The sequence below is a fragment of the Caballeronia sp. INDeC2 genome (assembly GCF_023631325.1).
Classification (GTDB): Bacteria; Pseudomonadota; Gammaproteobacteria; order Burkholderiales; family Burkholderiaceae; genus Caballeronia.
Genome location: NZ_JALQDG010000023.1, coordinates 12,354 through 28,894, shown reverse-complemented (window position 1 = coordinate 28,894; position 16,541 = coordinate 12,354). Strand labels below are relative to the sequence as shown.

Here is a 16,541-nt window from a genome sequence, read left to right as displayed (position 1 = left end):
AAGCGGCCCGACGCCGCCTCATTTCCCCGCGCGGCGCGCCACGAGCATTATCTCGAAATTCGGGTTTTAACTTATCCGCTGACGATAGGCAAGACGAAGCGTATAAAAGCGCTCCGGCATGCCGAAGAATGCACCAGATGCCGGTTAAAAGCACTGAATGACGCGCGTTTCGTCGTTCGAATACGATCGTTTCCGACGTATTCCACGATCGCGCGACGCCGTGCATTGCGCCCTTGACCTTCCAATCATTGGAAGGTCGATACTCGTCTCGTGAGGGATCTTTGCAATCCCAGCCACACCGGAGCGTTTCATCATGTCCACAGCATCATCCGAGAATCCGAGAACCGCGGAACTGGCCGTCAGCGGCATGACGTGCGCGTCGTGCGTCGCGCGCGTCGAGAAAGTGCTCAGGCGCGTGCCCGGCGTCGAAAGCGTCGCTGTCAATCTCGCCACCGAAAAGGCGACCGTGCACGCGAGCGGCGCCGTGACGGACGATCAGCTCGTCGCCGCCGTCGCGAAGGCCGGCTACGAGGCCGCGCCGATTTTGCCCGACGCCGCGCCTTCCGCTACCGCGCCGCCCGCATTCGATCGCGAGCTCGCCGCGGTGTTCGCAGCAGCCGTGCTCACCGTGCCGCTGCTCGCGCCGATGTTCGGCCTCGCGCTGAATCCGTGGCTGCAACTCGTGCTTGCGAGCGTCGTGCAATTCGGCTTCGGCGCGCGTTTCTACGTCGGCGGCTATCGCGCGGTGCGCGCGTTCGCGGGCAACATGGATCTGCTCGTCGCGCTCGGCACGTCGGCGGCGTGGGGCTTGTCCGTCTATCAGATGTTCGCCCACGGCGGCATGACGGAGCATCTGTTCTTCGAGGCGTCGGCGGTCGTCATCACGCTCGTGCGCTTCGGCAAGTGGCTCGAAGCGCGCGCCAAGCGCCAGACCACCGACGCGATCCGCGCGCTCAACGCGCTGCGTCCCGACAAGGCGCGCGTGCGCGACCGCGACGATCCCGCGCGCGAACGGGAAGTCCCGCTTGCCGAGGTGCGCGTCGGCGATATCGCCATCGTGCGGCCGGGCGAGCGCGTGCCGGTCGACGGCATCGTGCGCGAGGGCCGCACGCATATCGACGAATCGCTGATCACGGGCGAGAGCCTGCCCGTCGTGAAGGAACCGGGCGCGCGCGCGACCGGCGGCTCGATCAACGGCGAAGGCGTGATCGCGATCGAAACCACGGCGATCGGCGCGGAAACGACGCTCGCGCGCATCATCCGGCTCGTCGAATCGGCGCAGGCGGAGAAGGCGCCGATCCAGCGGCTCGTCGATCGCGTGTCGGCGGTATTCGTGCCGGCGATTCTAGCGATCGCGCTCGTCACGCTCGCCGGCTGGCTGCTGCATGGCGCGAACGCGGAAACGGCGCTGCTCAATGCGGTCGCGGTGCTCGTGATCGCGTGCCCGTGCGCGCTCGGTCTGGCGACGCCGACCGCGATCATGGCCGGCACCGGCGTCGCGGCGCGCCAAGGCGTTCTCATCAAGGACGCTCAGGCGCTCGAGCAGGCGCATGCGATTCGCGTCGTCGCGTTCGACAAGACGGGCACGCTGACCGTCGGCCGCCCGAGCCTCGTCGCGTTCGATGCCGCGCCCGGGCAGGATCGGACCGAAGCGCTCGGACTCGCCGCCGCCGTGCAGCGCATGAGCGACCATCCGCTGGCGAAGGCCGTCGTGGCCGCCGCGAGCGACGCGCCGCGTTTCGATGCAAGCGCGGCGCGCGCGGTGGCCGGGCGTGGCGTGGAGGCGAATGTCGGGACGCGGCGCATCGCGATCGGCAGCGCGCGCTGGGTCGCGGAACTGGGCGCGCACGTGCCCGCATCGCTCGATGCGCCGGCGCGTGGGCTCGAAGCGCAAGGCAATACGATTTCCTGGCTCATCGATCTCGACAGCGGCGTGCTTGCATTGATGGCGTTCGGCGACACGATCAAGCCGACCGCGCGCGCCGCCGTCGATCGCCTGGCGAGCATGGGCGTGAAGAGCGCGCTCGTCACCGGCGATAACGAAGGCAGCGCGCAAAGCGTCGCGCGCGCGTTGGGCATTCCATCGGATCTCGTATTTGCACAGACGTTGCCCGACGACAAGGCGCGCGTCGTCGCGCAACTGAAGGCGTCGGCGGGCGGCATCGTGGCGATGGCCGGCGACGGCATCAACGACGCGCCCGCGCTCGCCGCCGCCGACATCGGCATCGCGATGGCGAGCGGCACCGACGTGGCGATCGAAGCGGCCGGCCTCACGCTGATGCGCGGCGATCCGGCGCTCGTTGCGGACGCGATCGACATCTCGCGGCGCACGTACCGCAAGATCCAGCAGAACCTCTTCTGGGCGTTCGTCTACAACCTGATCGGCATTCCGCTCGCGGCGTTCGGCTTGCTCGATCCGATGTTCGCGGGCGCGGCGATGGCGTTCTCCAGCGTGAGCGTGGTGACCAACGCGCTGTTGCTGAGAACGTGGCGCGCTCAGGCCGGCGCTGTCGAGCAAGCGCGCGCGGGCAAGCCGATCACGCGGCCGGCGTAACGCGCGTCCTTCAACGCGACGGCCGGCTCGGCGGCGATGCGCGCGGCGATGTCGTCATCGAACGATGCGGACTTCGGCGCGCCGCTCGAATCGATGTGCATCATCATCTGCTCGCACGCCGACACCGGCTCGGCGGCATCGCCCTCGAACATTTCCATGTACAGATGAATGCGCTTCTTGTCGTGCGCAATCACGCGCGCTTCGACCCGCACCGCAGCGCCTTCCTTGATCTCGCGCAGATAGCTGATGTGCGCTTCGAGCGTGAAGAGCGTGCGCTGCCGCGCGCGGCGGCCCGCGTCGTCGAGACCGATGCGGTCCATGAACGCATCGGTCGCGAGGCTGTAGATCAGCATGTAGAACGCATCGCGCAGATGGCCGTTGTAATCGACCCATTCCGGCTTGACCGTATCGCGATAGATCATCGTGGTTCCTCTAGTCTTCGATGCCGTGACGCGCCTTCGCCTGTGCAATCGCCTCGATCACGCTCGCGATGCAGTCGTCGCGATAGCGCTCCAGCTCCTTGATGCCGCGCCCGTTCGTCTGTTGCGACGTGCCGTCCACCACGCGGTCGATGAGCTCGTCGGTCAGCGCCGGCGCGACGAGCTTCGTCCACGGCAATTCGAGCGCGGGGCCGAATTGCTGCATGAAGTGTCGCATGCCCGCCTCGCCGCCCGCCAGCGTGTAGGTGAGAAACGTGCCCATGAACGACCAGCGGATGCCCGCGCCGTAGCGGATGGCGTCGTCGATTTCGCCGGTCGTCGCGACGCCGTCGTTCACGAGATGAAGCGCCTCGCGCCACAGCGCTTCGAGCAGCCGGTCGGCGATGAAACCCGGGACTTCCTTGCGCACGCGCAGAGGCCGCATGCCGATGGACGCGTAGAAGCTCATGGCCGCATCGATCGCCTCGCCCGACGTCGCTTCGCCGCCGAGCACTTCGACGAGCGGCAGCAGATACACCGGATTGAACGGATGCCCGACGACGCAGCGCGCGGGATTGACGGCGCGCGCGTAAAAATCGCTCGGCAGGAGCCCGGACGTCGACGACGCGATGATCGCTTGGGGCTTCGCCGCGCGGCTCACGCGCTCGTGCAGCGCGAGCTTCAGTTCCTCGCGCTCGGGCGCGCTTTCCTGGATGAAATCCGCGTTGGCGACGCATTCCTCGACCGTCGATACGACACGCAGCCGCTCTTGCGACGCTCCCTTCGCCAAGCCGACGCGTTCGAGCGCGGGCCACGCGTTCGCGACGTTCGCGCGAAGCTGCGCCTCGGCGCCGGGGGCCGGGTCCCACGCGGTGACATCGAGGCCTGCTCCGAGCGCGCGCGCCACCCAGCCGCTGCCGATCACACCCGCGCCGAGCGCGGCGAATTGCTTCACTTGCATGTCGATGTGTCCTTTGTGTTCTCTTGGATTCAGGCGAATTGTTCGGCGATGCGCTTTTCCAGCGGACGTTCGCCGCGTGGAGGAAGTCCGAGCTTCTTGCGTCCTTCGGCGGGCGTGAGCGCGCGTGCGCCCAAACGTTCGATGATTTCGACGGCGCGCTGCACGAGCGAGCCGTTGGTCGCGTGCACGCCGCGATCGAGCCACAGGTTGTCTTCGAGCCCGACGCGCACGTGGCCGCCGAGCAGCATTGCCTGCGCGGCCATCGGCATCTGCATGCGCCCGATCCCGAAGCCCGCCCAGTGCGCGCCGGGCGGCAGGTTGTCCACCATTGCTTTCATCGTGCCGGTGTCGGGCGGCGCGCCCCACGGAATGCCCATGCACAATTGAAAGAGCGGCGGGTCATCGAGCATGCCTTCTTTCAGCAGCTGATTGGCGAACCACAGGTGGCCCGTGTCGAAGATTTCCAGTTCGGGCTTTACGCCGAGTTCCTGGATGCGTTTCGCGCCGGCTCGCAGTTGCGCGGGCGTCGAGACGTAGATGTAATCGCCGTCGCCGAAGTTGAGCGTGCCGCAATCCAATGTGCAGATTTCGGGCAGCAGCTCTTCGACGTGCGCGAGGCGCGTCAAGCCGCCGACGAGGTCCGTGCCCTTGCCGAAGCGCATCGGGTCCTCGCCCGGGCCGATTTCGAGGTCACCGCCCATGCCGGCTGTGAGGTTGATGATGACGTCGGTTTCCGACGATCGAATGCGGTCCACTACTTCCCTGTACAACGCGGGGTCTCGGCTGCCTCTGCCCGTTTTTGGATCGCGGACGTGACAGTGGGCGACTGTTGCGCCAGCGCGGGCCGCTTCTATTGCTGCTTCTGCTATTTGCTTCGGTGTTATGGGGATGGCGGGGTGTTTCGACGTCGTGTCGCCGGCGCCCGTTACTGCGCACGTTACTATCACTTCGTAGTTCACGGTTTTTCTCCTTTTGGAACTTGGTTAGGTTTCCTGTTCTTTTTTATGAAGTCCTGATTTCTTGTCGGTCTATTAGCACTGCCCCTCCCCGGGGCGGGGGTCACTTTCTTTGCTGCTGCAAAGAAAGTGACCAAAGAAACAGCTATCCCCAGCCTAAGCACTTCACGCCGGCCGCGGCACAGGCGATTGGCGAAATGGCCCGGCTGTAGCGAGTGCCCTCACAAGCAGATAAGGACTTGGACCGCGCACGGTCTGACTTATCGCACCAAAGAACGAACTGGTTCAGCACGAAATGGCTCCGGCCCGCTTCGCGGCCGATGGGTCAATCGGGTCTGCGTGCGCTTCGTTGCTGACACCGTCATCTCAATGCACTGCACATGTGCTCCGTTTGCTTCCCTTGCAGACCCGAAGGCAGCGCGTAGCGCTGTGCCGAAGCTCTTTCGTGCTGAACCAGCGCCCTACAACAACCGGCTCGTCGAACCGCGCGCGAGCCAAGCCCGAATAGGCCCTTGGGGGCGACACTTAGGCGAGTGAGGTGCTTTCTTTGGTTACTTTCTTTGCAGCAGCACAGAGGGACAACGCTAAGACGACACGACAACGGGATCCGGCGAAAGCAAAGACAAAACCTTCAAAGCCCCAGATACTGCCGAACCGCCGGCAACCCATCCTTCCCATCGACAGTCTTCACACCTGCGAGCCAGGCATCCAACACCTGCGGGTTCTTCTTGAGATAAGCCTTGGCCGCATCGGCAGGTCGTTCCTTATTCATCACAGGCTGCATCAACCGATTCTCGAGATCGGTCGTAAACCGCAGATTGGAAACAAACTTCCCCGCATTAGGACACCGCGTCAAAAAATCCGTATTGGTCAGCGTATAAACGCGCGCCTCGCCATAGTTCGGCCCAAACACCTCATCCCCACCGGCGAGGTAATTGATCTTCATCTGTATGTTCATCGGATGCGGCTCCCAGCCGAGAAACACAACAGGCTTCTTCTCGCGGATCGCGCGCTCCACCGTCACGAGCATCCCCGCCTCGCTCGACTGCACGAGCTTGAATCCGCCCAGTCCGAACTGGTTCGTGTCGATCATCTTCTGGATCTTCGCGTTCGCGCTGCTGCCAGGCTCGATGCCGTAGATCGTGCCGCCCAGCTCGTCGCGATGTTTCGCGATATCCGCAAACGTCTTGATGCCCGCGTCATACGCGTACGACGGCACCGCGAGCGTCGCCTTCGCGCCCGACAGATTCGGCGGTTCGAGCTTCTCGATGCTCTTCGCTTCCAGGAACGGCTCGACCGCCTTTTGCTGCACCGGCCACCAGTAGCCGAGCGACACGTCGATCTGCTTGCTCTTCAAGCCCGCGAGCGAAATCGGCACCGACGCGACTGTGGTCCGCGGCGCATAGCCGAGCCCCTCGAAGACGACCGACGCGAGCGCCGTCGTCGACGTGATGTCGGTCCAGCCGATATCGACGAAGCGCACCGTGCGGCAACTCGCATCCTCCGCATGCGCGGCCGGCGCAACGGCGAACGCGGCACACGCGCCGGCGAAGAGCAAAGTGAAAATCAGGCGTTGTGTCATGACGAGCCTTCCATTGAGGGTTGAATCGATGCGCCGGTTCGAGTGCCGGCGTGCATCAAAAGTACCGCCGCATAAAAGCGCCCGAACGCCCGCGTGCGACCGCCACTTGACCGCTTGCGACCTCGCGGCCATGACGGCGCGGAGCACACGGACACCATAGTGTTAACGCGCATTGAACTGACAAGCCCGGAATGGATGCGCATTTATTCCGTCCTTCGGCGCGGGAATGCACGCCCGAGGCCCTTGCGCAAGGGCAATCTTTGCCGAAACGCCACGGCCTTTGTGGGTGGTCGCACATAGCAAGGATTTCTAACCGGGTAATGTGCCGGCAAAGGGCTATGCTCGGCTCGGCAATGGCTCGGCCAAACGAAATGGAGAGGTTTCCCGCGACGCCGCCGAGCCCATAGCTGTTTACTACACGCTTCCAAATCAAAGGCCTGGATAATGGACCGCCAAGACGCCATCCGAGAGACAGCGCGGCTATACGCGCGCGAACCGCTGTTCTCGCCTTCCGCCGACCAGATTTCCGCATCGCGCGTGACGGCCTTTACCGAGGCCTTCCAGAAAGCGACCGGCGAGCAATTCGCCGACTATTCGGCACTGCATGTCTATTCGGCGCGTGAATATCGGCAATTCTGGAAATGCTTTCTCGAATCGGCGCACGGACTCGAATGGTCGGGATCGGATGAACCGGTCTGCATCGGCAATCAATGCGAAACCGCGCGCTTTTTTCCCAACGTCGAATTGAATTACGCCGAGAATCTGCTCGGCAAACGCATCGCGCCCGATGACGCCCCCGCGATCACCTCGTGCTTCGCCGATGGCCGCCGCGTCGCCTACACGCGCGGCGAGTTGCGCGAGCGTGTCGTGCGCCTCGCGCAGACCCTCTCCGAGCTCGGCCTCAAGCCGGGCGACCGTGTGGTCGCGATCATGCGCAACGACTGCGAAGCGATCACCGCCGCGCTCGCCGTGACCGCGCTCGGGGCGACACTCTCGACGGCCGCGCCGGAAAACGGCGTGCAGGCGATTCTCGACCGCTTCGCGCCGCTCGACCCGACGATGATGTTCGCGCACACGATGCAGCGCCCGTTCGACACCGGCGGCTCGCTCTCGGGGCACGTCGCCGCGGTGGCCGCGCAACTGCCGACGCTGACCGATATCGTCTGCCTCGACGATACGGAGTTGCCGAGCACGGTGACGCAGCGCCAGCACGAATTGCGCTCGCTGATCGTGCGGGGCGACGCGATGCGCTTCGCATGGAAGCGCTTCCCGTTCAATCATCCGCTCTTCGTCATGTTTTCGTCCGGCACGACGGGCAAGCCGAAATGCATCGTGCATGGCGCGGGCGGCACGCTGCTCGAACACGTGAAGGAGCATCGCCTGCACAGCGACTTCGGTCCCGGCGACAAGCTCTTCTTCCACACGAGCTGCTCGTGGATGATGTGGAACTGGCAGATGTCGGTGCTCGCGTCGGGCGTCGAGATCATTACCTACGACGGTCCCGTCGCCGCCGTCGACACACTCTGGCGCCTCGTCGCCCGAGAGCGCGCGACTGTCTTCGGCACGAGTCCCGCCTATCTCAAGATGAGCGAGGATGCGGGCATCGAACCCGGCGCGCAGTTCGATCTGTCCGCCCTGCGCGCGATGATGTCCACCGGCGCCGTGCTCTACGACTCGCAGTTCCAGTGGGTCTACGATCACGTCAAGCAGTTGCAGTTGCAATCGATTTCGGGCGGCACGGACATCATCGGCTGCTTCGTGCTCGGCAATCCGAATCTGCCCGTCTATGCGGGCGAAGCGCAGTGCAAGAGCCTCGGCCTCGACGTGCAGGCCTTCGATCAGGGCGCAAGCACGATCATGCCGGGCGAGCTCGTCTGCACGAACCCGTTCCCGTCGCGACCGCTCGGTTTCTTCGGCGACGACGACGGCTCGCGCTTTCACAAGGCGTATTTCGCGGCCAACGAAGGCGTGTGGACGCACGGCGACGTGATCGAGTTCTCGCCGGAAGGCTCCGCGCGCCTGCACGGCCGCAGCGACGGCGTGCTCAACGTGCGCGGCATCAACGTGAGCCCGGGAGAGATCTACCGCATCCTGAGCGAGATTCACGAAATCCGTCATGCGATGGTCGTGGCCCAGACCGGCGCCAACGCGGGCGATGCAGGCCAGCGCATCGTGCTGCTGCTCGTGTTGCGGCCAGGCGAGCAACTGAATGCGGCGCTCGCCGCGCGCGTGCGCCGAGAACTCACGCGTCAGGGCTCCGCCGCGCTCGTGCCCGACGTGATCGTGAAGGTCGACGGGCTGCCCGTCACGCACAACAACAAGCCTTCGGAAGCCGCCGCGCGCGATGCGGTCAACGGCCTGCCCGCGCGCAACGTGTCGTCGCTGGCCAATCCGGAGTGTCTCGATCAGATTCGCGAGCATCCGTCGCTCACGCGCGTGAAGCGCGATCTGCCCGCGCCGGGCGATTCGGCCGAAGCAATCGAAGCGTATCTGTGCGCGCTCTGGGAGCAGCATTTCAGCTTCTCGCCGATCGGCCGCGACGACAACTTCTTCGAACTGGGCGGCCATTCGCTGCTCGCTGCGCGCATGCTCGCCGACGTGCCGCGCGCGACCGGCCGCACGCTGCCCCTTTCGACGATGATCGTCGCGCCGACCATCGCGCGTCTTGCCACCGTGCTCGCCGCCGATCCGGACACGCGCGCGGCAGACTCGACGCTCGTGCAGATGCGCGCGGGCAGCGGCCGGCCGCTCTTCATGCTGCACAGCATCACCGGTTCGGTGATGGAGTGCCTGACGCTCGCGGGCATGGTGCAAAACGAGCGGCCCGTCTACGGCCTGCAGGCGCTCGGCCTGGACGGCGACGAAGCGCCGCAGCACAACGTCGAAGAAATGGCGCGCGGCTACCTGCAGCGCATGCGCGAGGTGCAGCCGAACGGGCCGTATGCGCTCGTCGGCTATTCGTTCGGCGGGCTGATCGCGTTTGAGATCGCGCAACAGCTCGTCGCGGCGGGCGAGAAGATCGAGATGCTCTGCCTGCTCGATACCTACGTCCACACGCGCTGCCTGCCTTTGACACAGTGGACGCGCTATCAGGCCGCGGTGGTCGTGGAACGGCTGCGCGAATTGCGCTCGCTCGAAGCGAGCCAGCGCTTCGGCTACATGCGCGGCAAGGCGGCGGTGATCACCGACCGCGTGCGCATGCGCATGGGCAAGCAGGCGCACAAGCCCGCGCCCGATGCGGCCGCGTTGCCGCCCGTGCTGCAGCGCGTGCGCGAATCGATGCGCGTCGCGATGTCGACCTACAAGCCGCGCCGCTATGAAGGCGGCCCGATCGTCTACGTGCGCGCGAGCCTGCTCGACAACTCGCGCAGCGATCCGCTGCCGGTCTGGCAACGCGTCGCGAAGCACGGCTTGCAGGTCATGCAGATCGATGGCAGGCACACCGATCTCGTCGTCGAACCGCAGCTCGCGACCGTCGCGCGCACGCTCACCAACGCGCTCGCGAGCGCCTGACTCGGCATCGATATCGGCATCGACTTCGGCCGCCCTACGGGGCGCGCCGGATTGCGCGCGTTTTTTGCGCTTGCTAGCGTGGACGGCTTGCTCATCGACCCGCCTCTATCGATCGATCCGATGTCCGCTCCCCACGATTTCCATTTCCTTTTGCTGCCCGAATTCTCGTCGATCGGATTCATGTCCGCGATCGAGCCGCTGCGCGTCGCCAATCGCTTCGCGGGCGATCTGTATCGCTGGCATATCGTCAGTGCCGATGGCGGGCCCGTCGCCGCGAGCAACGGCATCACGCTCAATGCGGAGAGCGCGTTCGATCAGGTGAGCGGCGCGCGCACGGTGTTCGTCGTGTCGGGATTCGAGCCGCTCTCGGGCTACACGCGCGCGATCGGCGATTGGCTCAAGCGGCTCGACCGCGCGGGCGCGACGCTCGGCGGTATCGACACCGGCAGCTTCATCCTCGCCGAAGCGGGGCTGCTCGCGGGCAAGCGCGCGACGCTGCACTGGGAAGCGGCGGCGGCGTTCGCCGAACGCTATCCGGCCATCGAGACGAGTCAGGAACTCTTCGAAATCGACACGCGGCGCATCACGTGCGCGGGCGGCACGGCGTCGATCGATCTGATGCTCGACGTGATCGGGCGCGAGCACGGCGCGAGCCTCGCCGCGCAGGTGTCGGAGCAGTTCGTGCTCGGGCGCATCAGGCAGCGCTCGGATCATCAGCGTCTGCAAATTGCGGCGCGCTACGGCATCCACAATCGCAAGCTGATTCAGGTAATCGAGCTGATGGAGCAGCACATGGAGGAACCGCTCTCGCCCGATGCGCTCGCCGAGTCCATCGGCGTCACGCGGCGTCAGCTCGAACGGCTCTTCTGTTCAATATTGAAGGACACACCGACGCATTTCTATCTCGGCCTGCGCCTCGTTCGCGCACGCGAACTGCTTCAGCAGACCGACATGTCGATTCTCGCCGTGTGCGTCGCGTGCGGATTCGAATCGCCGTCGCACTTCTCGCGCACGTATCGCACGCGCTTCGGCACGAGCCCGAGGCAGGACCGCAGCGCACTGCGCGCCGTCCTGCCCGCGCGGCTCGCCGCGGCTTGAAACTAGAACGAATGCCGCATGCCGATACGCACATCGGCCTGAGTGTTCGATGACGATGGCGTGAAGCTGTAGCCGATCACCGCATCGATCGGACCGGACGCGCGCAGATAGTCGCCGGAAACATAGACATCGGTGCGCTTCGAGAGCAGATAGTGCAGCCCGAGCGAGCCCTGATTCCAGTGATTGCCTTCGAAGCGCGTGTGCTGATAGCCGCCGTAGAGACTCAGGTCGGGCATGAAGCTGTATGACGCGCCGCCTTCATACACCTGCATGTGCGAGGTCTGGCCCAGGCCCTTGATGGTCGTGTACGTGAAGTTGCCCGACAGCATCAGATTGCCGATGGTCCACGCCGCGCCCACGGCGAACGCGCCTTGTTTATCGACGGGGAACGCGTTCGCGCTGTAGAGATCGGTGAGCGCGCCCGTCGCCGGATCGACGGATACGGTCGGCTGGCCGAGGAAGGTGCGCGCGCCGATCATCGCGTAGGGATCGAACGCATAGATGCCGTTCGGATTGTTGAGCTGCGTGTACGCCGCGCCGACGTTGAAGCTGTTCGTCGCATAGTGCCCGCCGACGCTCCACGCGCTGTTGCGATGGAAGTTGCCCGCCTGATTGCCGAACGAATACATGCCGCCGAACGTGAAGCCGCCGAAGTTGTTCGACAGGAACTTGATCGAATTCGGCAGGCGGTCGCCGTTCATGCGGTCGAAGTCGCCCTGATGAATCGCGTAGCCGCTTGCCCACGCCGAGATGTTGTAGAGATAGACGAACTCCTCGGTCATGTCGAGCTGATTGCCGAGCGAGACCGTGCCCCACTGGTTCTTCAGGCCGACATACGCTTGCCGGCCGAACTCCGCGCCGCCGAATGCGTACTGGCCATTGCCGAGATGAAAGCCGGACTCCAGTACGAAGACCGCCTGCAATCCGCCGCCGAGATCCTCCGTGCCGCGAAAACCGATACGGTTGCCGTAGGAGATGCCGTCGTCGAACTTCACGACGTGCGAGCCGCCGGTGTTGCTGACCCAGGTGACGCCGGCATCGAGGACGCCATAGAGCGTCACGCTGCTTTGTGCATGCGCCGCCGTCGGCATGGTCGCCGTGCCCGATGCGAACGCGAGGCCTGCGATCTTCGCGGCATGTCCTTTTCTCATGTGCTGGTCCTTTGCTCGTCTTGTTCGTATTGCGTTGGAAAAAGCGATGCCCTGCCTCGCGCGCGCGGCGTGAGGACATAGCGTCGAGATGACGTTGCCGGGAACTGCCGAAGACCGCCTCTGAGCGGCTATCCGATGCGACGAAGAAGCGTTGCGTCGACGGTGTTAAAAATAAGGCCCCATATATGTCGCGGCTCGACCCGGTGCGACGCAAATCTGCCCAGTTGCGACTACGGCATTGCAGCGTGCGGCGTCGATAGAACTCGTTCGATTTCGGACATGCCCGATATGCACGGCGGGGCATGGCTCCCATACTTCCGAATCTGTAAAAAACCCGCATTGCCGCACGACCTGAATTCGATCCGAACGATATGACGACCCGCTGCCTGAGCATCCTCCAAGCCGACGCACCCGAAGTTCTCATCAACCACAAGCATTACGCGGCCCGCCTGGGCTACGACCACGCCACCATCTCGATGGCGGGCATACCCTGCCCTTCACAACGTCTGCTGCTCAAGTACGAAGCCGTCCTGCATCACCTGCGTCAGATGGCCGATTTGGCTCTGCTCGTGTGCATGGGCGAAGACTGCATCGTGCTGAATATGCATCCCGTCGAACCGATCGCCGACGGACGGCAACACACGCTCATGGCCGTATCCGGGAATGGCGCAGCGCATCAGACGGCCGTGCAGATCTGGCGCAACACGGCGGAAATCCGTCAGCTCATCGTTTATTTCATCGGGCAATGCAAGCTCGGCGGCGCGCCGCAAAACGAGGTCGCGATGCTCTCGTCGCTCGACTACATCGAGCCGCACGGCGCACGCGGCGGCATCACGTGCACGATGCATTGCGGTCCGCGCTTCGAACCGGTCTGGACGAAGTACCCGCACCTCTGGACCATCGTGGTGGCCGAGGAAGCGGTCTACGGCGGCATCCCGTCGAGCTTTCGCAACGCGCTCGCAGGGCACATCAACGACTGTCAGCAGAAGGGCCTGCCGCTGCTGCAGTTTCCGGCACAAAGCGCGACGCCGGACGAGGCGTGCAGCGTCTATAACCCCGGCAAGCCCATCGCGCTCGTCACGTACTACACGCCCAACGTGCGCGCGTACGGTGCAATCGCCGAACGGAACATGCGCCGCTATTGCGAACGCCACGGCTACACGCTCTACGTCTATCGCGAGACGCCCGCCGAAGTCGGGCCGGGCACATCGGGCACGTGGCTCAAGCCGTGGTTCCTGCGCAAATATCTGCCGCATCACGAATGGGTGATCTGGGTCGATGCCGATATCCTCTTCTTCAATCAGCGCAAGCCGCTCGAACCGCTGCTCGTCGGACGCGACATTCTCGCGGCGCACGACATCGGCCCGTGGGTCATCAACGCCGGCGTGCTCGGTTTCCGCAGCAAGCCCGCGACCATCGCGTTCGTCGAAGAGATCTACGAGCACGTGAGCGCGGCGCCCGATAAATCGACCACTTACGCGAACGGCGGCGACCAGACGATCATCGCGAATCTGCTGATCGACCGGCTCGGCTGGAAGCTCGAGCACGGCCTCGACTGCATGACCATCAACACGCCGTGGTACTTCCAGCAGGCGGACAGCCTGATGGTGCATTTCGTCGCGATCCAGTCGTCCATGCGCGCCGTGCTGATGGGCGCACAGGATCGCGCCAGCATGCAGCTCGGCTGATCGAGTTCTCCGCTTCTCTCTTCACTTTTCTTCACTTCACCCCGAGCGCGGTCTGAACGGCTTCCAGGCCGTTCCCGCCGCTCGCCGTGGTCACGCCGTCGAGCCACGACTTCAGCAGTTCCGGATGACGCTTCAGCGCATCCGTCGCGGCTGCATCGACATTGGTCTTCTTCTCCAGCACGTCGGCTATCACGCCGTTTTCCAGATCGACGTTGAACGCCATCTGCCTGAAGAGCCGGCTCACGTTCGGGCATTGCTGCTCGTAGCCGCTGCGCGCCACCGTATTGACCGTCGCGCCGCCGTAGTTCGGGCCGAAATATTTGTCGCCGCCATCTAGATAGGCGAGCTTGAACTTCGTGTTCATGAGATGCGGCTCCCACGCGAGAAACACGATCCACTTCTTGTCGCGCACCGCGCGCTCCACTTGCGTGAGCATCGCGGTTTCGCTCGATTCGACCAGCTTCCAGTCGCCGAGGCCGAAGGCTTTGTCGTCGACCATGCGCTTGATGTTCTGATTCGCGGGCGCGCCCGGCTCGATGCCGTAGATGCGGTTATCGAACTTGTCCGCGTTCTTCGCGAGGTCCGCGAACGAGTGCACGCCGGCCGCCGCCACATAGTCCGGCACGGCGAGCGTGAACTTCGCGTTGGAGAGATTCGGGCGCACCACGTCGATCGATTTCTCCTCGAAGAACGGCTTCACGAGCGGCGCTTGCGCGGGCATCCAGTTGCCGAGGAAGACGTCGATCTGCCCTTTCTTCATGCCCTGATACGTGATCGGCACCGAAAGGTTCGCGACGTTCTGCCGATAACCCAGCGCCTTGAGCACGATGCCGCTCATCGCATTGGTCGCGTCGATGTCGGTCCAGCCGGGCCCCGCCATGCGCACCTGCGTGCAGGCCTGCGGCTCGGCGGCGAACGCATGGGAAGCCACGCACACCAGCGCGGCGGCGAAGAGCGCATGGATGAAGCCCTTTTTCATGGTGCATTCCTGTCGAATATGGATGATGAACGTTGGATCGCGGCTTCAGTGCTCGACGGCGGGAAAGCGCGCCATCGCTTCGAGATCGTCGAGATCGATGTGATTGCGCATATAGCGCTGGCTCGCATCGACGTGGGGTTGCCAGTCCCATGACTGAATCGTGCCGCGTGTGGTCGCGGCGAAATGGAAATGGCGCCGGCGCTGGCTTTTCAGTACGTCCTGATGCAACGCGCCGAGGTTCCAGCGGCGCGCGATTTCCGCGCGGAATTCGGCCACTTGCGCGGCGTGACGTTCATCGCTCGCGAGATTTTCGCGCTCGAACGGGTCCGCCTTCACATCGTAGAGTTGATCGGGATCGACGCTCGTATGAATGAATTTGAAGCGTCCGCGACGGATCATCACGATGGGCGCGATCGCGCCTTCCGCGAGATATTCGCCGATCGCTTCGTCATGGCCGCCGCTAGCGCGCAGATGCGGCACGAGGCTTCGGCCGTCGATGCTATCGGGCCACGATTGCGGCGCTTCTCCACGCGCGAACTCGACGAGCGTCGGCAGCACGTCGAGATGCGAGACCGATTCCGCCACGCGACGCGCACCGAACTGCTTCGGCGCATGCACGATGAGCGGCACGCGGCAGCCGCCTTCGAAGAACGTCATCTTGTACCAGAGGCCGCGCTCGCCCAGCATCTCGCCGTGATCGGACGTGACGACGACGATCGTATCGTCGGCGAGGCCGGCCTGTTCCAGCGCTTCGAGGATCGATGCGAACTGATCGTCGACGTAAGACACCGCGCCGTAATACGCGCGGCGCGCGTGACGAATCTGCTGCTCGGTCGGAGGCGTGCGGTCCGCCTCATACACGTGACGCAGACGCTTCGAATGCGGGTCGCAAGCATCGAGCGAATCACGATGCGAAGGCATGTCGATCTCGTCATCGCGATACATGTCCCAGTACTTGCGCGGAATCGCATACGGATCGTGCGGATGCGTGAGCGACGCGACCATCATGAAAGGCCGAGCGTCGCGGCCCGCATTGCGCTCGCGTGCGATATCGAAGAGCTTCTGACGCGCGGTGAACGTCACTTCGTCGTCGAAGTCGAGTTGATTGGTGCGCACGCACGGCCCCGCGTCGATGACCGAGCTCATGTTGTGATACCACGTCGGGCGCGCATCGAAGTTCTGCCAGTCGGGCGTCCAGCCGAAATCGGCGGGATAGATGTCGGTCGTGAGGCGCTCCTCGAAGCCGTGCAACTGATCCGCGCCGCAGAAATGCATCTTGCCCGAGAGGATCGTGCGATAGCCTTCGGCGCGCAGATAGTGCGCGAAGGTCAGCGTTTCGGAGGGAAATTCGGCGGCGTTGTCGTATGCGCCGATGTTCGATGGCAGCTTGCCCGCGAGCAGCGAGAAGCGCGACGGCGCGCACAGCGGACTGGCGCAATACGCGGATTCGAACACGACGCCTTCTTTCGCGAGCGCATCGATGCGCGGCGTCTTCGTCACGCGATTGCCGTATGCGGAGAGTGCGAAGGGCGTGAGTTGATCGGCCATCAACACGAGGATATTTTGTTTCGTCTCAAGCATGAATGCGTGCCTCGAATAGAATCTTTGATTGAAGCGTTCAGCGTCACTATTGCCGTTTA

The 16,541-nt window shown here is 64.2% G+C and carries 11 protein-coding genes; 4 read left to right on the top strand and 7 right to left on the bottom strand.

Annotation, left to right across the window (positions count from 1 at the left end):
• The first annotated feature begins 313 nt into the window (after positions 1-313).
• Positions 314-2,554 (top strand): heavy metal translocating P-type ATPase, encoded by a 2,241-nt coding sequence (locus NCS28_RS14470; RefSeq protein WP_250514454.1) that lies wholly within the window; start codon positions 314-316, stop codon positions 2,552-2,554.
• On the opposite strand, the gene NCS28_RS14465 is transcribed toward NCS28_RS14470, so the two are convergent.
• From NCS28_RS14465 to NCS28_RS14450, 4 genes are all read right to left on the bottom strand, one after another.
• Positions 2,497-2,976: a thioesterase family protein gene (locus NCS28_RS14465; RefSeq protein ID WP_250514453.1), complete on the bottom strand. Its 480-nt coding sequence runs from the start codon at positions 2,974-2,976 to the stop codon at positions 2,497-2,499. The genes NCS28_RS14470 and NCS28_RS14465 overlap by 58 nt on opposite strands.
• A 10-nt stretch (positions 2,977-2,986) precedes the next feature.
• Complete coding sequence (locus tag NCS28_RS14460; RefSeq protein ID WP_250514452.1) at positions 2,987-3,934, bottom strand: L-carnitine dehydrogenase; 948 nt, start codon at positions 3,932-3,934, stop codon at positions 2,987-2,989.
• Between the two features lie 29 nt (positions 3,935-3,963).
• On the bottom strand, positions 3,964-4,893 hold the full coding sequence (gene cdhC / locus NCS28_RS14455) for a 3-dehydrocarnitine:acetyl-CoA trimethylamine transferase CdhC (RefSeq protein WP_250514451.1): 930 nt from the start codon (positions 4,891-4,893) through the stop codon (positions 3,964-3,966).
• A gap of 628 nt (positions 4,894-5,521) precedes the next feature.
• On the bottom strand, positions 5,522-6,472 hold the full coding sequence (locus NCS28_RS14450; RefSeq protein ID WP_250514450.1) for a choline ABC transporter substrate-binding protein: 951 nt from the start codon (positions 6,470-6,472) through the stop codon (positions 5,522-5,524).
• Positions 6,473-6,916: 444 nt separating this feature from the next.
• Between NCS28_RS14450 and NCS28_RS14445 the strand changes: the two genes are divergently transcribed.
• Together NCS28_RS14445 and NCS28_RS14440 are read left to right on the top strand one after the other, a co-directional pair.
• A complete protein-coding gene (locus tag NCS28_RS14445) occupies positions 6,917-9,985 on the top strand; it encodes an acetoacetate--CoA ligase (RefSeq protein WP_250514449.1) in 3,069 nt (1,022 codons plus the stop codon).
• A 120-nt stretch (positions 9,986-10,105) separates the two neighbouring features.
• The gene (locus NCS28_RS14440) at positions 10,106-11,083 is read left to right on the top strand and encodes a GlxA family transcriptional regulator (RefSeq protein WP_250514448.1); all 978 of its coding nucleotides are present in this window, start codon (positions 10,106-10,108) and stop codon (positions 11,081-11,083) included.
• Positions 11,084-11,085: 2 nt separating this feature from the next.
• Here NCS28_RS14440 and NCS28_RS14435 read toward each other — a convergent pair whose 3' ends face one another.
• On the bottom strand, positions 11,086-12,234 hold the full coding sequence (locus NCS28_RS14435) for a porin (protein ID WP_250514447.1): 1,149 nt from the start codon (positions 12,232-12,234) through the stop codon (positions 11,086-11,088).
• A gap of 371 nt (positions 12,235-12,605) precedes the next feature.
• On the opposite strand from NCS28_RS14435, the gene NCS28_RS14430 reads away from it, so the two are divergent.
• A complete protein-coding gene (locus NCS28_RS14430) occupies positions 12,606-13,922 on the top strand; it encodes a glycosyltransferase family protein (protein ID WP_250514446.1) in 1,317 nt (438 codons plus the stop codon).
• 31 nt (positions 13,923-13,953) lie between these two features.
• Here NCS28_RS14430 and NCS28_RS14425 read toward each other — a convergent pair whose 3' ends face one another.
• Both NCS28_RS14425 and betC read right to left on the bottom strand, forming a co-directional pair.
• Positions 13,954-14,901 carry a choline ABC transporter substrate-binding protein gene (locus NCS28_RS14425; protein ID WP_250514445.1) on the bottom strand — a complete coding sequence of 316 codons (948 nt, stop codon included), beginning with the start codon at positions 14,899-14,901 and terminating at the stop codon, positions 13,954-13,956.
• A gap of 45 nt (positions 14,902-14,946) precedes the next feature.
• Positions 14,947-16,482, bottom strand: a complete 1,536-nt coding sequence (betC, locus tag NCS28_RS14420) for a choline-sulfatase (RefSeq protein ID WP_250514444.1) — start codon at positions 16,480-16,482, stop codon at positions 14,947-14,949.
• Between the last annotated feature and the right edge of the window lie 59 nt (positions 16,483-16,541).